This window comes from Coprococcus intestinalis, assembly GCF_023656595.1.
GTDB classification, from domain to species: Bacteria; Bacillota; Clostridia; order Lachnospirales; family Lachnospiraceae; genus Coprococcus_A; species Coprococcus_A intestinihominis.
Genome location: NZ_JAMOKJ010000006.1, coordinates 1 through 22,652, shown reverse-complemented (window position 1 = coordinate 22,652; position 22,652 = coordinate 1). Strand labels below are relative to the sequence as shown.

General features: G+C 50.3%; 14 protein-coding genes and 1 pseudogene. All 15 read left to right on the top strand.

Going from position 1 to position 22,652, the window contains the following annotated elements; translation table 11 throughout:
• Nucleotides 1–26: 26 nt before the first annotated feature.
• The 15 genes and pseudogenes from NBH03_RS06120 (at nucleotide 27) to NBH03_RS06050 (ending at nucleotide 22,501) form a co-directional block, all read left to right on the top strand.
• Entirely contained in the window at nucleotides 27–308 is a 282-nt protein-coding gene (locus NBH03_RS06120) for a hypothetical protein (RefSeq protein WP_250798378.1), read from the top strand.
• Between the two features lie 260 nt (nucleotides 309–568).
• Nucleotides 569–739 (top strand): hypothetical protein, encoded by a 171-nt coding sequence (locus tag NBH03_RS06115; protein WP_250798197.1) that lies wholly within the window; start codon nucleotides 569–571, stop codon nucleotides 737–739.
• 121 nt (nucleotides 740–860) lie between these two features.
• Entirely contained in the window at nucleotides 861–3,836 is a 2,976-nt protein-coding gene (locus tag NBH03_RS06110; protein ID WP_250798194.1) for a hypothetical protein, read from the top strand.
• A gap of 34 nt (nucleotides 3,837–3,870) precedes the next feature.
• Nucleotides 3,871–6,141 carry a GLUG motif-containing protein gene (locus tag NBH03_RS06105; protein ID WP_250798192.1) on the top strand — a complete coding sequence of 757 codons (2,271 nt, stop codon included), beginning with the start codon at nucleotides 3,871–3,873 and terminating at the stop codon, nucleotides 6,139–6,141.
• A 292-nt stretch (nucleotides 6,142–6,433) separates the two neighbouring features.
• Nucleotides 6,434–7,537, top strand: coding sequence for an IS200/IS605 family element RNA-guided endonuclease TnpB (tnpB, locus tag NBH03_RS06100; RefSeq protein ID WP_250798191.1), 1,104 nt, complete (start codon nucleotides 6,434–6,436; stop codon nucleotides 7,535–7,537).
• A gap of 84 nt (nucleotides 7,538–7,621) precedes the next feature.
• On the top strand, nucleotides 7,622–8,230 hold the full coding sequence (locus tag NBH03_RS06095; RefSeq protein WP_331476070.1) for an ImmA/IrrE family metallo-endopeptidase: 609 nt from the start codon (nucleotides 7,622–7,624) through the stop codon (nucleotides 8,228–8,230).
• Between the two features lie 560 nt (nucleotides 8,231–8,790).
• Complete coding sequence (locus NBH03_RS06090) at nucleotides 8,791–8,997, top strand: hypothetical protein (protein WP_250798188.1); 207 nt, start codon at nucleotides 8,791–8,793, stop codon at nucleotides 8,995–8,997.
• Between the two features lie 99 nt (nucleotides 8,998–9,096).
• A complete protein-coding gene (locus tag NBH03_RS06085) occupies nucleotides 9,097–9,372 on the top strand; it encodes a sigma-70 region 4 domain-containing protein (protein WP_250798184.1) in 276 nt (91 codons plus the stop codon).
• 97 nt (nucleotides 9,373–9,469) lie between these two features.
• Nucleotides 9,470–9,943 (top strand): type II toxin-antitoxin system PemK/MazF family toxin, encoded by a 474-nt coding sequence (locus tag NBH03_RS06080; protein WP_250798180.1) that lies wholly within the window; start codon nucleotides 9,470–9,472, stop codon nucleotides 9,941–9,943.
• 56 nt (nucleotides 9,944–9,999) lie between these two features.
• Entirely contained in the window at nucleotides 10,000–10,359 is a 360-nt protein-coding gene (locus NBH03_RS06075; RefSeq protein WP_250798178.1) for a reverse transcriptase family protein, read from the top strand.
• Nucleotides 10,356–11,165 carry a reverse transcriptase domain-containing protein gene (locus NBH03_RS06070; RefSeq protein ID WP_250798173.1) on the top strand — a complete coding sequence of 270 codons (810 nt, stop codon included), beginning with the start codon at nucleotides 10,356–10,358 and terminating at the stop codon, nucleotides 11,163–11,165. Before NBH03_RS06075 ends, NBH03_RS06070 begins: the two co-directional genes overlap by 4 nt.
• Nucleotides 11,128–11,934 (top strand): annotated as a pseudogene (locus tag NBH03_RS06065) (relaxase/mobilization nuclease domain-containing protein); the annotation flags it as partial. The gene NBH03_RS06070 and the pseudogene NBH03_RS06065, both read left to right, overlap by 38 nt.
• A gap of 698 nt (nucleotides 11,935–12,632) precedes the next feature.
• Nucleotides 12,633–14,996, top strand: a complete 2,364-nt coding sequence (locus tag NBH03_RS06060) for a LuxR C-terminal-related transcriptional regulator (protein WP_250798167.1) — start codon at nucleotides 12,633–12,635, stop codon at nucleotides 14,994–14,996.
• 65 nt (nucleotides 14,997–15,061) lie between these two features.
• Complete coding sequence (locus tag NBH03_RS06055) at nucleotides 15,062–22,174, top strand: YDG domain-containing protein (RefSeq protein ID WP_250798166.1); 7,113 nt, start codon at nucleotides 15,062–15,064, stop codon at nucleotides 22,172–22,174.
• Nucleotides 22,175–22,321: 147 nt separating this feature from the next.
• Nucleotides 22,322–22,501 carry a hypothetical protein gene (locus NBH03_RS06050; RefSeq protein ID WP_250798161.1) on the top strand — a complete coding sequence of 60 codons (180 nt, stop codon included), beginning with the start codon at nucleotides 22,322–22,324 and terminating at the stop codon, nucleotides 22,499–22,501.
• Nucleotides 22,502–22,652 lie beyond the last annotated feature (151 nt).

Here is a 22,652-nt window from a genome sequence, read left to right as displayed (position 1 = left end):
CGGAAGTGACAAACAGCGGCTTTTGAATGGCTGGCGGTAAAGGATGCCGCCGTCAAAACAAAGCCGTTCATATCGAAAGAAAATGCCCAAAATCGCCCCAAAAGCAAACAGCGGGGTCAGGTTTTGGACGTTTCTGCGTTTCGGGAGCAAATCGGCAATTCGGCAGTGAAAAGGAGGTGCTCGCTATGCCCCGTATGCCGAAATACCTCAAGGAAGAATGGGCGTTCTTTCTTGATGAGCGTGGCAGGAAGAAATATAACGAGCTTTGCAGAAAATGCGAAAGGAGTTGCAAGCAGAGGATGCTATAAATGAACTGCTGATACGGTTTACCCGCTAAAGAGAAAAGTCGCTGTCACAGACGGCGGCTTTTCCTTTTTAGGTAGTATTCAAGAAGTCATAAAGTTCCGTGAGTAATGGAAGAAGGCAATGCTTTGAGAAAAAGATGAGAGCAATATTCTGAAAACTACTTGAGATTTTGGGGAAAATTTGCTAAAATATTTTTGTATATCTATGGGGTAGGGGAATTCATATCCTTTTGCCTTAGAAATTATGGAAGGAGGACTTGATTATGGCAAACGGAAATGCCGACAATTATTGTCGGCTCGGCAGGAGCATAGCGCCGTTTTTTCAGCGTGTCAAGTCTTATTTCATACAATTTATAACGAACCAGTTGCCGGAGACAGGGCGCATTATGCCTTGGCTTCGGTTTTTTGCGTTTGCCGGAAGGATGGTGGTTTGATATTGAAGTCCTAATCACGACCGGCAAACACATCTTTTCCGGTTAAACTTTCTATCTTCTCCGGCGTGTCCGTTGCCGGAGAAAGTAAATAACGAACAGAAATTATTATGGAGGAATGAAAATGAAGAAGAAATTTTTAACCTTTTTGCTTGCGCTGTGCCTTGTGATGGCACTTGTTCCGATGACAGCGTTTGCAGAAGAAACACCATCGTTTGGTGGTGGGACAGGTACACAGGAAGACCCGTGGCTAATTACTTCGCAAGAGGATTTGATTGCTTTGGCAGAGTTTCTAAACTCTGGCAATGCAGAAACGTTTGATACTGAGAACGCAGGTGTTGGAAACTGCCATGGCTATTACTTCAAACAAACGGCTGATATTGACCTGACCGGGGTATCGTGGGAACCGATCGGTTATTCTGGGAGTTACTATTTTGCGGGAAACTATGATGGTGACGGACATAGCATCACAAATGCGGTTTCTACCGGAAAAGTTGACCCGGACGGTTTCGCTACGGCTGGCATTTTCGGGTGGGTCGCTTTTGGCTCGGTGGAAAATCTGCATGTAAAAAACGCAAACTTTGTGGCAACCGGTCAGAATAATTACAGCTATGTGGGCGGTATTGCAGGTGTGTGTTATGGTTCATCCATCAAAAACTGCTCGGTTGAGAACTCCTCTCTGGAGAGCAGACGCAACAACAATAATAACTGCGCGGGAAGCATTGTGGGTTATTCCACCGGCGGAACATTTGAAAAGTGCGCTGCCGAAAACAACCAAATTAGAACTATGGCTTACGGCGGTGGTTTTGTCGGTGAAGTGGACGATGACCCTGACTATGGAGCCGGCAATTCTAAATTTACAAACTGCTATGGTGCAAACTGTACTGTGATTTCTGAAACTGATGATAGTCAGGGAACAAGTTTTTCGGGCGGTTTTGCTGGAGAGATTACGGATTCAATATTGACCATTCAAAATTGCTATGTGTATCAGGCGACGCTTTCTACCGTGGGAAATGCTGTGCCCCAGGGAACCGGTGTTTTTGCGGGCAACCTGTGGGGGAAAAGTACGATTGCTGATACAAACTGCTTCTTCGGAGCGTGCGGAATAACGGAAAACGCAGGTACGGCCGGGGAAAAGACAGAAGAAGAATTTACAAATGGCACAGTGGCAGGTTTACTGGGCGATGCGTTTGCGCAGGTTGGTGATTATCCGAAATTCAATGGTCCTGCTGATTATAGTAGCGTAGATGCGGCCATTGCCAAGGCAAATGCCCTGAACAAGGACGAGTATAAAGACTTTTCTGCTGTGGAGACTGCAATCAATTCGGTGGTTCGAGGAAAGAGCCTTGCAGAACAGGCAGAGGTAGATGCGATGACGAAAGCGATCGAAGATGCGATTACTGCCCTGCAATACAAGGATGCTGATTACACAAAGGTTGATGCAGCCATTGCCAAAGCAAACGCTTTGAAGAAGGATGACTACAAGGACTTCACCGCCGTGGAAGCTGCCGTCAATGCTGTTGTCCGTGACAAGAACATCACTGAACAGAGCGAAGTTGATGAAATGGCGAAAGCTATCGAAGATGCGATTGCTGCCCTGCAATACAAGGACGCCGACTACACCAAGGTTGATGCAGCCATTGCCAAAGCAAATGCACTAAACAAGGACAACTACAAGGACTTCTCTGGTGTGGAAGCCGCTGTGAATGCCGTTGTGCGTGGTAAGAATATTACGGAGCAATCCGAAGTAGACAAGATGGCAAATGCTATCGAAGATGCGATTGTAGCTCTGCAGTACAAGGATGCTGACTACACTAAGGTTGATGCAGCCATTGCCAAGGCAAAAGCCCTGAACAAGGATAATTTCAAGGACTTCTCTGCCGTGGAAGCCGCTGTGAATGCTGTTGTCCGTGGCAAGAACATTACCGAGCAATCCGAAGTGGATAAGATGGCGAAGGCTATCGAAGATGCGATTAAAGCTCAGTACAAGGATGCTGATTACACAAAGGTTGATGCAGCCATTGCCAAGGCAAATGCTTTGAAGAAGGATGACTACAAGGACTTCTCTGGTGTGGACACCGCTGTCAAGGCTGTTATCCGTGGCAAGAACATTACGGAGCAATCCGAAGTGGATAAGATGGCGAAGGCTATCGAAGATGCGATTGCAGCTTTACAATATAAGGATGCGGACTATACCAAGGTTGATGCAGCCATTGCCAAAGCAAATGCTTTGAAGAAGGATGACTACAAGGATTTCTCTGGTGTGGAAACCGCTGTCAATGCTGTTGTTCGTAACAAGAACATTACGGAGCAATCCGAAGTGGATAAGATGGCGAAGGCTATCGAAGATGCGATTGCTGCCCTGAAATACAAGGATGCTGACTACACCAAGGTTGATGCAGCCATTGCCAAGGCAAATGCTTTGAAGAAGGATGACTACAAGGACTTCTCTGGTGTGGACACCGCTGTCAAGGCTGTTATCCGTGGCAAGAACATTACGGAGCAATCCGAAGTGGATAAGATGGCGAAGGCTATCGAAGATGCGATTGCAGCTTTACAATATAAGGATGCGGACTATACAAAGGTTGATGCAGCCATTGCCAAAGCAAATGCTTTGAAGAAGGATGACTACAAGGATTTCTCTGGTGTGGAAACCGCTGTCAATGCTGTTGTTCGTAACAAGAACATTACGGAGCAATCCGAAGTGGATAAGATGGCGAAGGCTATCGAAGATGCGATTGCAGCTTTACAATATAAGGATGCGGACTATACCAAGGTTGATGCAGCCATTGCCAAGGCAAATGCTTTGAAGAAGGATGACTACAAGGATTTCTCTAATGTGGAAGATGCCGTGAAGGCTGTTGTCCGTGGCAAGAAAATTACTGAGCAGAGCGAAGTGGATAAGATGGCGAAGGCTATCGAAGATGCGATTTCTGCTCTTGAAAAAAAGCCTGCCAGTACCAAACCGGGAACATCCGATAAGAGTCCGCAGACCGGTGATACAAGCAACCTTGCACTGTGGATTACCCTGCTGTTTGTCAGCGGCGGTGCTGCCATTGGTACAACGGTTGTCAGCAGAAAGAAAAAGTACAACAAATAATTGAATAGCGTTTCTTTATTTTGGAGGAATAAAAATGAAGAAGAAAATTCTAAGCCTTCTGCTTGCGTTGTGCCTTGTGATGGCACTTGTTCCGATGACAGCGTTTGCTGAAGGAACTTCAGTAGATAATTGGGACGGCTCGGCAGACACGAGCTGGTATACGAGGGCGCCTGACGCTTCGGCATATCATATTTCAACGGCTGAACAGCTTGCAGGTTTGGCACAGCTTGTAAATGCAGACCCCGGAACCACAAATTTTGCAGGGAAAACTTTCTATTTGGATAATGACCTTGATTTATCCGGGCATGAATGGATTTCGATTGGTACTGTTCTCGGCGGGGATTACCCTGAATACAGTTTTTGCGGCGTGTTTGATGGACAGGGCCATGTAATCTCAAATCTCTACTCTCATGAATCATACATTGAGGGGGCGGATGAGTCCCATAATTTACTTAGAAACGCTCTGTTCGGCAGTGTTTACAACGGCGAAGTCAAAAACCTTGGTGTTGCAGACGCTGAAATCTGGATTGATCCTAAAGATAACAGTGCCGCAGGTAAAGGCATTTTAGTTGACTGGATGGGTAAGTCCAAAATCACCAACTGCTGGACATCCGGCAGTATTTACAGCGGCACCAAAATAGAAAAGAATATTGGCGGTATCGTTGGTATTACCATGCAGGGCTGCACCATTTCCGGTTGCTATTCAACAGCAACACTTACAGGCAATTTCACAAATTCCGAGGGATATTATACAGAACCGAACCCGGCTGATTGGCCGTGCGATACCATTGGCGGTATTGTTGGCGCAAGATTTGACGGCAATTTAACGGTTACGGATTGTTGGTTTGATGGTAAGATTGTTGTCAACTCCATTCAGGCCGCTGTTGGCGGAATCGTTGGATATGCCGATATTGCAACTGTCAATAATTGTATGGTTACGACAACCGACATGGGCGTAGATAATGATGGAAATACTTGTTGGGTGGCTTATGCCCTCGGCGGCACAGTAGAAAATTGCTATTGGCCGAATGACACGAAATATGGCCCGTCTCCGCTCGCGTATGGAGAAGGTACTGCCGTCACAGACTTTACCTCCGCAGATGTCCTTGCTGGCTTGAAAAACAATGCCGGTGCGGGCGTTGAGTGGGTTGCCGGAATCGGCCATCCAACTTTTGTGTGGGATGACGATAACATTCTCGCTGATTACACAGCTGTTGATGCGGCCATCACAAGTGCAAAGGCTCTTGATAGTAACCTTTATACAAATTATTCTGCGGTAGAAGATTCCATTAACTCTGTTGACCGAGCAAAAAGTAAAGCCCAGCAAACAGAGGTTGATGCAATGGCAAAGGCTATCGAGGATGCGGTTTCCGCCCTGCAATACAAGGGTGCTGACTACACCAAAGTAGACGCAGCCATTGCCAAGGCAAATGCACTGAACAAGGACAACTACAAGGACTTCACCGCCGTGGAAGCTGCCGTCAATGCTGTTGTCCATGACAAGAACATCACTGAACAGAGCGAAGTTGATGCAATGGCGAAAGATATCGAAGATGCGATTGCTGCCCTGCAATACAAGGGTGCTGACTACACCAAGGTTGATGCAGCCATTGCCAAAGCAAATGCACTAAACAAGGACAACTACAAGGACTTCACCGGCGTGGAAGCCGCCGTCAATGCCGTTGTTCGTGACAAGAACATCACTGAACAGAGCGAAGTGGATGCAATGGCGAAGACTATTGAAGATGCTATTGCTGCACTGCAATACAAGGACGCCGACTACACAAAGGTTGATGCAGCCATTGCCAAAGCAAATGCACTAAACAAGGACAACTACAAGGACTTCACCGGCGTGGAAGCCGCCGTCAATGCCGTTGTCCGTGACAAGAACATCACTGAACAGAGCGAAGTGGATGCAATGGCGAAGGCTATTGAAGATGCTATTGCTGCCCTGCAATACAAGGATGCTGATTACACAAAGGTTGATGCAGCCATTGCCAAAGCAAATGCACTAAACAAGAATGACTACAAGGATTTCTCCAGTGTGGAAGCTGCTGTCAAGGCTGTTGTCCGTGGTAAAAATATTACGGAGCAATCTGAAGTAGACAAGATGGCAAAGACTATCGAAGATGCGATTGCTACTCTTGAGAAAAAACCTGCCAGTATCAAACCGGGAACATCCGATAAGAGTCCGCAGACCGGCGATACAAGCAACCTTGCACTGTGGATTGCCCTGCTGTTTGTCAGCGGCGGTGCTGCCATTGGTATAACGGTTGCCAGCAGAAAGAAAAAGTACAATAGATAATTGAATAGTGTTCCCTTGCTCCATCTTCTGAGCAAGGCAAAAGCGTCGTAGCAATACGGCGCTTTTTTGTTACCAGGAAGTGACAAACAGCGGCTTTTGAAATGAGGCTACCGCAATCCCACTGGCTTTAGACGGTGGGTTAAGGTAGCCAAAAGTTAGATATTATTGTATACTTATGGCATGGGGACATGGAAATCTAAAAACAGGCACAAATACTTATTACAATATCACATGTATCAGAAAAAATGCTTAAAAGATATATAGAAAACCAAGGTTAAGGCGGTGGCAGCAGATGTTAAAAGCATATAAATACAGAATATATCCCACTAATGAGCAGAAAGAACAGATAGCAAAGACATTTGGCTGCTGCCGTTTTGTGTATAATCGGACACTGGCGTATCGAAAAGAAGCATATGAGAAAGAGAAAAAAAACGTAAATAAAACCAACTGCAACAATTACTGTAACCAGGTTCTGAAAAAAGAATATGGATGGCTAAAAGAAGTAGATAAGTTTGCCCTTACGAATGCAATTTATAATATGGACGCTGCCTATCAAAAATTTTTTAAAGAACATACAGGGTATTCGAAGTTTAAGAGTAAACATGACGGTCATAAATCATACACAACTAATTTTACCAATGGGAATATAACGGCAGATTTTGACGGAGGAAAAGTAAAGCTGCCTAAACTAAAGGAAGTAAAAGCAAAGCTGCATAGAAATTTCAGCGGACAGATAAAGTCTGCAACGGTATCGCAGATGCCGAGCGGAAAATATTATGTATCAATTTTGGTGGAAACGGAACATGTGGAACTGCCACATACAGATCAAAACACAGGAATAGATCTGGGCATTAAAGATTTATGTATTACTTCAAAGGGAAAGAAATACGAAAATCCAAAAAACATCAGGAAATATGAAAAGAAACTGGCAAAGCTGCAAAGACAGTTAGCACATAAAAAAAAGAGAAGCCAAAATTACAACAAGATTAAAAAAAAGATAGCATTATGCCATGAAAAAATAACAAATAGCAGAAAAGACTATCTGCACAAGATATCCCATGAGATTATCAGCGAAAACCAAGTGATAGTTTCGGAAAATCTGCAGATACAGAACATGGTGAAAGATCATCATTTAGCAAAAGCTATAAGTGATGTTTCATGGTATGAGTTGACAAGACAGTTAGAATATAAGGCAAAGTGGAATGGTAGAAAATATATAAAGATAGATATATTCTATGCCAGCAGCCAGTTATGTTCGGTTTGCGGATACCAAAATACAGAGATAAAAGATTTATCAATAAGAGAATGGCCGTGTCCTGTTTGTGGTGCAAAACATGATAGAGACATTAACGCTGCAAAAAATATACTGGCGGAGGGATTACGACAAATAGCATAAGAAGAATAACTATATAGGGCAGGGACTGACCGAATTTACGCCTGTGGAGATAGTAGGTCACGAGGTCTGTGAAGCAGGAAGCCCATTGGCTTTAGACAATGGGTAGTTCACTACGCTTCTTTCGCAGAAGATGATGCAGGCAGGATTGGTTTTCTGGCAGATGGAGCAACACCACTGCTGATACATCAGGACGGAAAAATTATTCCCTTTGTTTTCCCGAAAGATACCATCGTACTTGATAAATTTCTTCTTGCTGAAAAGGAGCAGGGACGTCGCAGGTTTACAATGGCACACGAAGCGTCACATCATATCTTGAGTAAGATGTATGCAATGCCGAGTGAAGGACGCTTTCATGCAGAGTATGACAGTGAGCGTAGTTATTCCAAAGAGGAACTGGCTCAGATGTTTGCGTCTGTTGAGTGGCAGGCGGATACAATGGGAGCTTCGCTTCTTATGCCGAGAAGAATTATTGAAAATGCCTTGGCGAAATATAATCAGTCAAATCCGATAAAAGTTTATGGCGATAATACCATTACTTCAAAGGATAAAGCAGTTATCCGCAGAATGGCAGCTTATATCGGAGTATCTTATACAGCCTTGGTTATCAGATTGAGAGATATGGGGCTATTTGAGTATCACAATATCCTTGAGTACATTTCTAATGAGTTAAATCTGGGAGGTGTTTCACAATGAGGTTACAGACTCAGGTAGCACCTGAAATACAAAAGAGATTGCTTCTGTCAAGAGTAGAAGCAGAAAGTCTGAAAGAGCGTGATATTCTCTGTCCGACTTGCGGGTTCAGGATACAAAGAGTATTTTCAGACGCAACCGGACATTTGAGTGTGAAGTGTCAGAAATGCAAGAATGTCCACATTTTAAATCTTGCTTACTTCCGAAGAATCCGTAGGAACGGATATAGTAGGAATTGCAGGCGATGAAGATTACAAGTAAATATCGAAACGATTTCTAATCGAGTAAGCGGAGATAAGCAATTTATTTGCTAAACTACCAAGCACCGTACGAAGCCGGATAAGTGAAGAATAGAAGTATTCTTTGATGTCCAGATTCGACGGTGCTTTTTTTGTTGCTGTTTTATTCGATTATGCTTCGTGCAGTATTAGGCCTTTTCCCTTACTTGGGAAAGGACTTTTATGTTTTATAACGCTTGGCAGTGCCAAATAGCGAAGTATCCGTGATCTCCGAATTTTTGAAACGAGCAAATTCAAAAATTCAGATCAAAGGAGATTACGGAAATGAAAAATACATATACAGCAACACAGCAGAAAGAACTTTTTGCAAAGGATTGTAAACTCATCAACCTCAAATACGAGTACACAGGTTATATCGGACAGGAGAAATGGGCGATTGTGTCTGAATTATCAGAGCAGGAACTGTTTGAGAAATATCCAGATGAAGTGAAGAAGTACATACCATTCGTATTGCTTTCTGTTGAGCAGTGAAAAGCGATACAGGCATACAACAGAAATGAGGATAAGTACAGAAAACGCCAGAATAACAATAGCGATGCCTTTGGATATGATGATGGAACTACTGAGAATATGCATTCAGAGGTATCCGTACCTGATTTTATAGAACAGCAGGAGATGGACGATTATTACAATCGACGAGCCGAAGAAAAGATGCGTTTATTTGTTACAGCTATGGCGAGTCTTACAGAGAAGCAGCATAAGTATCTGGTAATGCGATATGTAGATGGAATAAGTGCAAGGGATATTGCCAAAGCAGAAGGCGTTGCCCATCAGGTTGTCGACAGACATATTCTCGCAGCAAAGAAGAAGATCGAAAAAATATTCGGAGACTTTTTCAGAAAATAGGGTGTCAAAAGCGATTTTAATTCCAAATAAGTGAGAGGGTTATTTCATTCCGGATGAAAATGACAAATTAGACGATAAGAAAAGCGAGGTTTTACATATGAAAGAAAGAATGATCAGTCGTAGAGATTTATTCTATTACGACTTTGGAGAAAGAGTGGGTTCCGTACAGAGTGGAGAGCGTCCGGTGCTTGTGGTGCAGGCAGACGATTATAACCAGAATGCTCCAACGATTATGGTTGCAGCGGTTACAAGTGTAATCAAGAAAAGATATTTGCCATCGCACATTATTCTTGGCGAGGAGTTTGGACTGAAGAAACCGTCAATGGTTCTTCTGGAGCAGATACGGACAGTCAATAGAGAGGATTTGCGTGAATACATAGGTACGGTAGATGACGATAAACTTTTCAGGCAGATAAACGCAACTTTGAAAAAGACTTTTGGACTTTGGGTTTACAAGCCGGAGGGGAAAGAAAATATTCGTTGTCTATGCCCGAAGTGCCTGAATGATTACATCCACAATCCGGACTATATTGTAAGGCGACCAGTCATTATAAAAAATAGTTATAGGTAAGAACATTCGTAGCTTCGAGTATGACAAAGAAAAACAGCCCGAAGGGGGTGTTGCCTATGACAAAGCAAAAGAAACTAAGGCACAGCGAGTATTATGATATGCAGCCAACGTTTGACAAGCTGTATGCAGATAGCAAGAATGGAAAGACCTTTACAAAGCTGATGGATATTATCAGCAGTGAAGAAAACATCCGACTTGCCTACCGAAACATCAAGCGGAACGGCGGCAGCACAACAGCCGGTACGGACAAACGGACCATTGCGGATATAGAAAAACTCCCGGTGAACCAATATGTCAGTATTGTGCAAAGAAAGCTAATGTTTTATAAACCAAAGCCTGTAAAGCGGGTGGAAATCCCGAAACCAAACGGGAAAATGCGTCCTCGGAGAACGCAATCGCCCAGTGCTATAAAATGATAAACCTGCAAAAGCTCTATTATGTGGTGGATGTGGACATCAAGGGCTTCTTTGATAATGTGAACCACACAAAGCTGATACAGCAGATTTGGCACATGGGAATACGGGATAAAAAGCTACTATGTATCATCCGAGAGATGTTGAAAGCACCTATTATAATGCCGAACGGAACGGTAGAACATCCGACGAAAGGAACGCCGCAAGGTGGTATTCTGTCGCCGCTTCTCTCAAACATTGTACTAAATGAGCTTGACTGGTGGATTGACTCCCAATGGGAGAATATGCCCACCAAATATGAGTATAGCTGTGAAGTACGGCCAAATGGCACAATCAATAAAACGGCGATTTATGGTGCTTTCAAAAATACCACCAAACTCAAGGAAGTGCATATTGTCCGCTATGTAGACGATTTCAAGTTATTCTGTCGGAAACGCAGTGATGCAGAAAAAGTATTCATTGCTGTAAAACTGTGGCTGCAAGACCGGCTCAAACTGGAAATCAGTGAAGAAAAGTCAAAAATCGTCAATCTAAAACGGCACTACTCCGAATTTCTTGGATTTGAAATGAAAGCAGTCAGGAAGCGGAAACGGTATGTGGTTAAATCACATATGACCGAAAAAGCAATTTCAAAAGAAAAAGCCGCTCTTATTGAGCAGGTCAAGCAGATTGCCCATGTTCAAGACCGAGATGACGAAGCCAGAGAAATTACTCTGTACAATTCGATGGTGTTCGGAATTCACAACTACTACCGCTATGCAACCATGATTGCAAACGCTGCTGGAGCTGCTGCGGCAGACCGGGTATGAGGTCAAGGGCAAAAAAGTCCCATCCCTGCTGGGCGGCGAACAGAAAAAGTCCATTCGCATGGATACCCTCGGCGACGGTTATACTCCCGCAGATCTCCGCGCGGTGATTGCAGGTGAAAAGGCGCATACGCCGCAAAAGAACGCCGCCGCGCCGGTCAAACCGGAAAAGCGCAGCGGGAATCTGCTGGTGGACATTCAGGCAAAATTACGCGCTGGCAAGGGTGCCGGTTATGCGCGTTGGGCGACGTTGTTCAACCTGAAACAGATGGCACAGACGGTGGCCTATCTGCAAGACCATGAGCTTTTAGATTACGCCGTTCTCTCGGAGAAAGCGGCGGCAGCGTCCGCTCACTTCAATGAGCTTTCCGCAAGGATTAAGGCTGCGGAAACACACATGGCCGAGATTGCCGTGCTGCGGGAGCATATCGTGGGTTACGCTAAGACCCGCGATACCTACGTTGCCTATCGCAAGGCCGGGTACTCCAAGAAATTTCTTGCAGAGCATGAAAGCGAGATCACGATCCACAAGGCCGCAAAGAACTATTTTGATGGACTGGGCTTCAAGAAGCTGCCCACCATCAAGGCGCTGAATACCGAGTACGCCGAGCTGCTGGCGGAGAAGAAAGCCGCCTACACTGATTACCGAAAAGCCCGTGAGGAAATGAAAGAGCTGCTGACGGCCAAAGCCAATATCGACCGTATTCTGGAACTGGACAAGGAACAGGAGGAAGTGAATGAACGACGGGAAAAAGAGGCGGAGCAGCGCTGAGCTGCCCGCACACAAGCGATTTGCAAAATCGCGCAGCCAATGGATTTATCCATCGTTTCAGAACACAAATTCTGTGTTCTGCGGGGATTGGGGCAGCGCCCCAACAAGCATGAAACAGGCGGGTTCCGTGTGAACGGAATCCGCCTGTTTTCGCAAAGTGGGTACCGCTTTGCATTGCTTGCCGCTTTCTTGCTCCCGTTCGTACCCCCGTATTTCCCCTCTACCCATACTACAATCTGAACAGGGTGTTTTGGCCAGTTTTCAGGAAATTATCGCAAAAGCAGCGTACGTTCAAAGAAAAGATACAACTAATTTCCTTTTTCTCGTTTTATTCAACTCGTTTTCATGCTATACTATTGTCGAAATATAATTGCTCTGTGCGCGTTGAAGACGAATATCACACAGAACATGGGCAGGCCGCATTGCGCCGCGACTTTAATTTTGATTCTCCTGTGACACAGTAAGAAGTGACAAGACTTTATAAGTAAACACCGAATCGCACAGCGCAGGCATTTTGGCCTGATGCTGTGCGATTTCTTTTTCACCTCACGAAATGCTGGCCTGCACAGCCGTTTGCTATGCAGCGCGTCTCATCCTTTGGGATGATTTACATTTCAGAACAGCCGCGTATAATATAATTTGAGATAGGTGGCAAAAGGCTTATGACAATCTCGCACTGTATCAAAGGGAGGGAAGACATGACCGAAAATATCATCATAAAGTCCTCCGTTCAGAAACGGTTTGACAGCTTCATAGCGCATGGCAGAGTCCTTTTTTTCAGCGCGCCCTGCGGCTTTGGAAAGACCGTGCTGGCGGACGCGCTGCTGCGCGGGCGGAATGTGCTGCGGCAAAGCGCGGCAGACCCAGACTGCGCGATCCCACCGTCAGCGCAGGATTGGGACATTCTGCTGATTGACGATCTTCAGCTCATGCAGGAGGAAGCCGGGCAGCAGGCTCTTTGCGAATTGATTCGCTCAAGTCCGGAGCGCCATTTCGTGCTGCTCTCGCGCGGTGTGCCGCCCGGCTGCCTGACGGCGTTTCAGTACACGGGGCTGATGACGGTGCTGGAGGCCGACGACCTGCTTTTTGACGCGGACGATGTGCGGCGACTGTTTCAGCTTTCGGGAGCAAATGTAACAGATAGCGAGATCGACGGAATTTTGAAAGAATCCGTGGGCTATCCGCTGGGCGTAGCCATCACCGCCCGGTGTATGTCCCCAGACAAGCCGTGGACACCGGAGCTGGTGGCGCGGGTGTTCCACGAGGTGTTCCTCTACTTTGAGACCGCCATCTACCGGCGCTTTGACCTGCCGGTGCGGCGCTTCCTGTTGGAGCTGGCTCCCTTTGAAAGCTTTGACCTGGAAATGGCGCGGATGGTCAGCGGCGATCCCCATGCCGGCGAACGGCTGGACTGGCTTCTTCGATACACCACTATGCTGCGCTACGACGACTGCCAGCGCTTCCACTTCTGGTCGGGTTTCCGAGCTTTTCTCCTCTGGGAGATGGAACGGGAGTATACCGAGGAAAAGCGCCGCGCGCTACTCAGCCGCGGCGGGCTTTACTATGAGTTAAAGGAGGACTTCTCCAGCGCGCTGGACTGCTATACCAGGGGCGGCGACCATGCCAAGGTCTCCGAGCTGCTGGTGCGCAATGCAGAACTCCACCCCGGCATGGGTCACTATGCCGAGATGGAAAAATACTACCGCAGCCTGCCGGAGGCGGAAATTCTCGCCTCTCCCTCGCTGATGCAGGGCATGAGCATGCTCTGCGCGCTGGCGATGGACTACGAAGGCTCGGAGCGCTGGTACGGTGAGCTGCAAGCATTTGCCGAGCGCTGCGGCAGGCAGGACGCCGCCGGAAAGCAGGCCCGCAGCCGCCTTGCATGGCTGGACATTTCTCTCCCCCAGCGGGGCGTGAACGGTCTGACGGAAACCATTCCCGCTGTGTTCCGGCTGCTGATGAACAAGGAAGTGACGCTGCCGTCCTTCTCCGTCACAAGCGCGCTGCCCAGCATCATGAACGGCGGCAAGGACTTTTCCCCGTGGAGCAAAAAGGACGACCTGCTCTACAAAACCCTCCGTCTCCCCGTGGAGGCGGTGCTGGGGCGGGACGGCGTGGGTCTTGCGGACTGCGCCATCGCCGAGAGCAAGTTTGAAAAGGGGGAGGACGTGGCCGGTCGAATGCTGTCCCTTCTCCCACAGTTGAACGAGGTCCGCAACCGCGGCACGCCGGACATGGAGTTCGCCGTCAGTGGACTGCTGGCCCGCAGCCAGCTGGCTAGCGGACAGCCCGCCGACGCGCGGCGCACCATCGAGGTGCTCCGTGAATACTTTGCCGAGCGCGGTTTGACACGCTTTCTGCCCAATATGGACGCCATGCTCTGCCGTATTGACATGCACACCGGCGACCTTGACGCGGCGGACGCGTGGTATCGGGAAAAAGCCCCGCGGGAGCTGACGCACCTGAACGTCATGCGGCGCTACCAGTATCTCACCCAGGCCATGGTGGAGCTGGAGGACGGCAGGCCGGACACGGTGCAGCTGACGCTTGCCCCGCTGGAGCCGTATGTCCAAAACTGCGCCCGCATCATCGACGGCATTCACTTGAATGTCCTGACTGCCATTGCCCTGTACCGCAAGAAGGACGAGCGGTGGCGCGAGCGATTGACGGCGGCGCTGGATGCGGCGGCGGAGTACCGCTTCATCCGCACCGTCAGCGTATACGGCACGGCAGTGTTGCCGCTGCTGGAGGCACTGGACTGGGATGGCGACAAAAAGTGGTATAAGCAGATAATGGCGGCGGTACGGAAGCAGGCGGCATTCTACCCGCATTTCCTCGAACCCCGCCTTGCCCCCGGTGAGGAGTTGACGCCCACGGAGCTGCAAATTCTGCATCTGCTCTGCGCGGACAAGTCCAACGCCGAGATCGCGCAGATCATGGATGTGAAGCTGCCGACCGTGAAGACCCACGTCAGCCACATCCTCGACAAGCTGAACGTGAAGCGCCGGGCGGAGGCCAAGACCGCCGCGAAAAAGCTGCGGCTCATTCCGGATGACCTATAAAAGCTGTGCCTGTGCTTGAACGGGCTGGATATAAACCCTATATGTATATTCTAAAGGAGGATCTTATGAAAAAACGAGTATTGAGCCTGCTGATGGCGCTGACGCTCTGTCTGACGACGCTGCCCACGGCAGTCTTCGCCGACGTCACGGAGAACGGCGAAGGAAGCGGCGGGACACACTACGTCGCGGAGAGCGGCGGGACGCAGTATGAAACGGTGCAGGAGATCTTGGACAATATGGAGGAAGGCGAGATCACGCTGCTCGACAGCGTCACGGAAGACCTCACCGTCTACGCCGCGACGACCATCCACATGAACGGGCACAGCATCACCGGCAATATTGATGCCACGGACAGTCTGACGCTGAACGGCGGCACGGTCGATGGTACTGTGAAGGTAGACGGCGGCACGCTCAACATGACCGCGCCCTCTGACGCTGCGGCTGCCATCGACGGCGGGCTGAACGTGTTTTCCGGCTCTGCCTTTGTCAGCGGCGCGCAGGTCGGCGTGAAGGGCACGCTGTACTTCGATGGCACGGATATGCTGATCTCCGGCGCAGTGAAGGCGGTCGAGCTGGATAGCGCGGCAGAGCCTGCCGCCAAAACGCTCTACGGCTCCGCCACAGTGAACGGCGATACCGCTGCGGAAGCTGGCTTTGACACCGATACCTATAAAGTAGGCGGCGAAATCGCAAAGAAGCTGACCAACAAACAGGTGGGCAGCACCACACCCGCAGCGCCGAGCCTGACGCTGACCGAAACGAGCAAGAGCCTTACCGCGGGCAAGACCGCCGTGTTCACTGCCAATTATACCGGCACGGACACGCTGAACGCCTATGTTCAGGGCAACGCGGTCAATGGCTACTTTACCATCAGCCAGAAGAACAACGGCGACGGCACTTATACCGTCTCCGTCAAGATCGATGAGGAAACGCCCGGTGGCACGTACACGCTGTTCGTTCACGAGGTGGGGAATACCTCCGTGCAGGCAAGCGCCACCATCACCGTCACCGGCTTGCCGGATGCAGCCGAGGTGAACGGCAAACAGTACAAGTCTCTCCCCAGGGCGCTGGACGCGGCGCAGGACGGCGACACCGTCAAGCTGCTGGCAGACCATGTGACGGATGCAGACGCCCTCAATGCGCTCGGTGAAGATTTTACGTTCGAACAGTATGCTTCCATCGTACCCGTTGTCACCAAAACCCTGACGCTCGATCTGAACCACAAGACGGTCGACTACCTCGAGGTTGGATTCTCAGAGACTAACGAGGAAACGCAGAAAAAAGAAACTCTCGCGACAGGCAACCTGACTGTTACAGGCGAGGGCGCTTACGGCAGAATTTCAAATCTCATGTTCATGGCCGGCGCACTGGACATCCGGAGCGGCGAGATCGGCGGTTCAGAAGGCGCGGGACTTGTCTGCGACGTGAACAGCGGCACTGCGACCATCAGCAACGGCACGGTGTATGGCCTCACCGTAATGGAGGGTGCTTCCGTCACCGTCAATGGCGGCTCCAATCACGCGGGTGAATGGGTTGTCGCTTCCGGCGCTACGCTGAACATTACGGACGGCACGTTTGGCGATGTGCAGTTCACGCGCAACGGAATCATCGCCATCAGCGGCGGCACGTTCCAAAGCATTAAGAGCTACATCGCAGAAGAGTTGCAGCCGCTCATGTCCCTGCTGGATACGCAGAAGGTGCACGCTTTCTACAAGGGCGACGACGTGCAGGACGGCAATGCAACGGAGCTGGCCGACGTAACCGTCAAGGAACACACTCACACCATGGTGAACAACAAGTGCGCCTGCGGCTTTTCCTGTACCCACACGAACACCGAGGGCGCGAGCACCATCGGTGAAGACGGCAAGTGCACGGCCTGCGGGACACAGTTCGCGGCCGGCATCGGTGAAACCTATTATACCGATGTGCCGTCCGCGCTGGATGCGGCAGCTGACGGTCAGACCGTCAAGCTGCTGGCAAACACGATGCTGCCCAGCGATACATATGTCAGCAAAACCCTCACACTGGATTTGGACGGACACAGTCTGAGCGGATACAGCTTGAATGTCGGCGGCCTTACGCCCACGAGCCAGGTTCGCACCGGTAATCTGACGGTCATTGACAGCAGCGGCGGCAACGGCGCGGTGGGAGTGGCCGTGCGGGACGGCGGTACACTGGTATTTGATCCGAAGAATGACCATACCACTTTGCTCCAGCTGGAGGTTTGGGGCGGCACAGTCGAGCTGTACGGCGGAAAGATTTCGAGAAGCGGTTTGCGGCTGAATAATAACATCACATTGGGTGATCTGCTTCCCCAGAAAGCGGGGCTTGCTTACTACCGTGACGACACGCAGCTCACGCTGGAGGCAGCCGCTTCCCAGACCTGCGACCTGGTGGTAAAGTCGTGCAGCCACGGCGGCAAGAACGGCTTTGACAACAACTCCACTGCCTGTCCCTACTGCAACGCGCCCGCGGTGGCTGAAACAGCCTTGTACAATGGCGAGGGCAACCGCCTGCAGCGGAGATTTGCTGATTTGCAGACAGCCCTTGACGCAGACAGAGACGGCGGCGCGACCCTTAAGCTGCTGGCCGACGTGACCGGCGATTATACCATCGACGGCACGCAGGACACGGGACTTAACCTGAACGGCCACTCCATCAAGGGCACAGTGACGGTCAAGGCGGCTGCGGGCAGCAACACCACCACCTTGAGCAACACGAAAAACACGACCACGGTCAGCATTGATAATGTCGTTGCCTACAAGGGTGCAAAACTCGCCGGGTCGAAATATCCTGCCGTGATCGGCACATTGACGTTGGCAGATACCACGGAGTGGAAGGATATCCTGCAGCAGCCCACCCGCCTTGGCTTCAAGATCACGAGCGCGGACGGTACTTACAAGTGGTATGCTCCGAATGATGTCAAAGACTCGCAGTTGAACAACGTTATTATCAATAGCCTGCCCATCACCTCCAAGACCTTGAATCTGAAGGTCGATGGCAAGAACCTGACCGGCAACTCGCCGAAGGTGGAGCGCGGTACGACCGTCCAGCTCTGCGCCAGCTGCAATGCGAAGGGTGCGGATGTATACATCTACACCAGGGAGATCGTTGGAAACAACGAGCCCACATACAGCCGGAGGAAAGCTGAATATCAAAAGATTGGCACCAGCTGGTACTACGTTGTAGACTTGCCTTGTAACACGATTGGAAAATACAGCGTTTATTTCACCGCCACCAAGGACGGCTATACGGTGCAGAGCGCCGAAAAGAAGCTGACCGTCACCAAGCCGAATCTCAGCAATGCCGAGATCACATTCCCCGATGGCAATGAAGCGGCATTCAATTATTGGACCGCGACCGATGTGCCGATGTTTGTCGTGACATACAAAGGCCAAACGCTGGAAAAGGACAAGGATTTCACCATTGCCGGCGGCGATAGTTTCTCCGGTGTAGGCCCCTGTACGCTGACCATCAAGGCAACAGACGACGGCGATTATACCGGGAGTAAGTCTGCCGATTGGAAGGTCAGACCGCTCAAAGTAGCGGCTTCGGTCGGGAACATCATTAAGACATACGACGGAACGACAGACCTGCCTGCAAATGCGAAAATCACATTTAAGAGCGCGGACAGCTATTATACCGGTCGTATCCTTCCGCTAGCTAAGGATGCAGATTATGAGGTGCTCAACGCCCACTATGATTCCGCCGATGCAAGCACAGAGGAAAAGACCATCTCCTTCACCATCAAGTTAAAGAATGCGGGCTATGTCTTTAAAGACGGCACGACCCAAAAGGACTTTACGCTGAACGGCGCGGATTTTGATGATAAGATCTTCCAGATCAATAAGGCCACCGCGCCCATGAATAACCCGATCGGCACACTGAACATAATCAACGGCACATGTCAGACGTACACCTATGACTTCAATAATATACTGCCCGGACTGCCCGGGGGCAAATATGGCACGATAAGCTATGGTCAGGCTGATATTTCCCTTGTTTCTCAAAGTGGGTACTATTACGACGAGACGATCGTAGAGTTTAAAAAAGGCGTGCTGACATTGGCACAGTTCTATGCGAAAGATGGAAAAATGACCGGCCGGATCGGTACCGTCAAGGTGAATGTCACCACCACCAACTACGCAGACTTTCAGCTGAAGCTCGTCCTCAACGCGGTGGACCAAATCAAACCTGAGCCGGACGGCACAATCACCGCAACACCGATTACCTACGGTGACACACTGAGCAAGAGCGAAATTTCGGGCAAGATGAAAGACCCCAACACGGGTGATGCAGTCAACGGTACATTCACATGGACAGATGGCACAATCAAGCCAGATGCAAAGGACAACTATGAAGCCGAATGGACGTTCACTCCGGCTGCGGGCTACGAGAAATACGCGACTGCGACCGGAACTGTGACCATCAAGGTGAACAAGGCTACCCCCACCTTCACCGCTCCCACGGCGCAGGAAAATCTGACCTATACCGGACAGGAGCAGGCGCTGATTACTGCGGGCATGACGGACCATGGCACCATGCGGTACAGCCTGACCGAGAACGGCACATACAGCCAGGACATCCCTGCTGGCACCGATGCCGGAGCATATACCGTGTGGTATCGGGTGATTGGCGATGCAAACCACAACGATACCGCACCCGCCAGCGTGGCGGTCAGCATTGGGAAGAAGCCGCTGACGATCACCGGGGTAACGGCTGCGTCCAAGCCTTATGATGGCACGACAAACGCGGACATCCCCAGCGTGACCTTCGACAACGTGACCTTGAACCGAGGCACAGACTACACCGTGACCGCCAGCTTTGACGATGCCAGTGTGGGCAACGGCAAGAACGTCACTGCCACAGTGACCTTGATGGAGCAGGCCGCGAAGAATTACGCCCTGGAGCAGAGCAGCTTCCCTACGACTGGCAGCATCATCAAGGCCGCTGCGCCTGACTTCACCAAGGAAACCGCGCTGACCATTGTAAACGGCCACGAAAAGACCTACACTGTGACGCTCCCCACCCTGCCCACGTTGGAAACTCCCAAAGAGTACGGTGCGCTCACCTATGAGCTGGGCGACATCAAACTCAATGACGGCTACTACACCGGCGGCGCGAAGGTGGAAAACGGCGAGCTGACCCTGCCCATTCAGAAAAATGACGTGGAAACCACTGGTTCTGTGGGTACAGTGACCGTAGTGATCAAGAGCGCAAACTATGAGGACATCACGCTGACCGTCAACGTCAGCGCGAAGAACAGGATCACTCCCACCGGCACACCGACGCTGAGCAAGAACGCCATCATCTACGGCGACGCCCTGAATACCATCGCTCTCTCCGGCAAGCTCCATGATAATGTCAACAACGTGGATGTCGATGGAACCTTTGAATGGGTGGACGGCACGCATATACCCGTGGTTGGGAACGGTACCTATGCAGCCGAGTGGATTTTCGAACCGACTGACACCGAGAAGTATTTAACGGTTTCGGGAAGATCGAATATCACTGTCGAAAAGGCTCGGCAGTACGGCAAGCTCAGCATGGCGGGCTATACTTACGGTAAAACGCCCAGCACACCGACCTTGACAGACCAGACGGGCGATTTGAATGCTCAAGTGACCTACAGTTATGCCGCTGCGGACAGCGGCTCTGTTCAGACGTGGGATATCAGCAATCCGCCCGCGCTGAACGCCGGTACCTACCGTATGTACGCCAGCATTGGTGATACGGATAACTACTACGGATTTGAAGCTGTGTATTGCGAATTTGTGGTAGCAAAGGCAACGCCGACCTACACCGTTCCCACCGGGCTGACGGTAAAATACGGTCAGACGCTGGCGGATGTGACGCTGCCGGACGGCTGGAGTTGGATGGATAGCAGCGAATCTGTGGGCGGCGCTTCGACTGCCGCCAAGACCTTCCAGGCAAAGTTCACTCCGAAGGACACCGAAAACTACAACACAGTGGAGAACATTGAACTTGAAGTCACGGTGAACAAGGCAGATGGCGGCAACCTCAAAACGGTCGAGCTGGAGCAGAAGTACACGGACGCCTCGGATCACACCTACACGCCGGACTGGGCCGGACTGCCCGCCGGGCAGGACTGGACGTTCAGCAGCGAGGCGAGCATCGTCCTGCCCAAGCAGGACTTCGCAGCGGACGGCAACTTGCTGACCTATGCCATCTCCGGCGGCAAGGCGGGTGACAAGATCACCCTCATCCTCAAGGCGTCCTGTGACAATTACGAGGATTTCACCATCACGCTGAACGTCACTCTGACAGAAAAGGACGATCAGAAGCCGTTGACCATCACCGGCAACACTTCCGTAATCTATGGTGAAAAGCTGACGCTGACCACTACCGGCGGCTCCGGCATGGGTGCTGTAACCTACCGCATCGACAATGCTATCAGCACCGGCGAGGCGACCATCGATCCCAACACCGGCGTTCTGACTCTGGTCAAGGTCGGCTCTGTGAGTGTCATCGCGACCAAGGCAGGCGACAACAACTATAACGACGTCACCAGCGCCCCCTTCGTGCTCATGATCAAACCGGCCACTCCCACCGGTGAGCCCAAGTACACCAAGATCACAACCAGTGGCAAGACATTGAAGGACGTGACGCTGACCATCGAGGGAAGCACTCTGAATCCCAGTGACGGCAAGCTGGAATGGGTGGATGACAAGGGCGAGCCCCTGCCCGACGATACCACGGTCAAGGCCAACACGACCTACAAATGGCGATTCACGCCTGATGATGACAACTACACGACCCTGACCGGCGAGGTTGAGCTGTATCACAAGTCCAGCAGTGGCGGCGGTTGGTACGACAGCTACTACACCATCAAGGCAACTGCCGGGGCTGGCGGCTCCATTTCTCCCTCCGGCAATGTCAGCGTTCGTGAGGGTGGTGATCAGACCTTCACCATCACCCCGGATAAGGGCTATGCTGTTGCCAATGTCAAGATTGACGGCAAGAGCATTGGCGCGGTGAAGTCCTACACCTTTGAGAATGTCAGCAGCCCCCATACCATCGAGGCCATCTTCGTCAAGGGCACTGCCAGCGCCAGCACCGGAGACAGCAGCAATCTTCCGCTGTGGAGCGCCCTCCTGCTGGCAAGTACCCTTGCTCTGGCCGGCGCCGTCCACCTTAAGAGAAAACGTGCACGGTAATCGTTTTATCACACCTTTAAGGCCAACAAACAGCTCAGCTTCCGGTATTGCCCGGAAGCTGAGCTGTTCCTTTTTCATCACTACAAGAAGCTAATCAATGACATTTTGAGCTGCGCCGCTATCCCAGCGCGGCAAGGAGACAGCATTATGAAAAGAATCACAAGAATCATTCGTCCGATCATCTGCATGGCCGTCCTTCTCTTCGCCATGACCACGGCAGTTATGGGCTGCTATCAGAAAGAGCCGGAGCCTATCGACATTCCCGGCAGAACGCCTTCCGGCACATCTGCGCCTCAGCCATCAGCGACTCCTGAAGTGATAAAATAATGGTAGACACAAAAGAGCCTACCATTATTTTTAGTTTGCGCGCCATGGGCGCGCTCTAACGGGTGAAAGTCCCGAACACGCCTAGGCGACAAGGAAGTGTATAGCTGAACAGCAAGGGTGTCTATCGTAAGGTAGAATCTGAAGGAAGCTG

Coding starts and splice junctions, on each gene's coding strand:
- NBH03_RS06120 (WP_250798378.1), top strand. CDS start 27: ATGGCTGGCGGTAAAGGATGCCGCCGTCAAAACAAAGCCGTTCATATC.
- NBH03_RS06115 (WP_250798197.1), top strand. CDS start 569: ATGGCAAACGGAAATGCCGACAATTATTGTCGGCTCGGCAGGAGCATA.
- NBH03_RS06110 (WP_250798194.1), top strand. CDS start 861: ATGAAGAAGAAATTTTTAACCTTTTTGCTTGCGCTGTGCCTTGTGATG.
- NBH03_RS06105 (WP_250798192.1), top strand. CDS start 3,871: ATGAAGAAGAAAATTCTAAGCCTTCTGCTTGCGTTGTGCCTTGTGATG.
- tnpB (WP_250798191.1), top strand. CDS start 6,434: ATGTTAAAAGCATATAAATACAGAATATATCCCACTAATGAGCAGAAA.
- NBH03_RS06090 (WP_250798188.1), top strand. CDS start 8,791: ATGAAAAATACATATACAGCAACACAGCAGAAAGAACTTTTTGCAAAG.
- NBH03_RS06085 (WP_250798184.1), top strand. CDS start 9,097: ATGCATTCAGAGGTATCCGTACCTGATTTTATAGAACAGCAGGAGATG.
- NBH03_RS06080 (WP_250798180.1), top strand. CDS start 9,470: ATGAAAGAAAGAATGATCAGTCGTAGAGATTTATTCTATTACGACTTT.
- NBH03_RS06075 (WP_250798178.1), top strand. CDS start 10,000: ATGACAAAGCAAAAGAAACTAAGGCACAGCGAGTATTATGATATGCAG.
- NBH03_RS06070 (WP_250798173.1), top strand. CDS start 10,356: ATGATAAACCTGCAAAAGCTCTATTATGTGGTGGATGTGGACATCAAG.
- NBH03_RS06060 (WP_250798167.1), top strand. CDS start 12,633: ATGACCGAAAATATCATCATAAAGTCCTCCGTTCAGAAACGGTTTGAC.
- NBH03_RS06055 (WP_250798166.1), top strand. CDS start 15,062: ATGAAAAAACGAGTATTGAGCCTGCTGATGGCGCTGACGCTCTGTCTG.
- NBH03_RS06050 (WP_250798161.1), top strand. CDS start 22,322: ATGAAAAGAATCACAAGAATCATTCGTCCGATCATCTGCATGGCCGTC.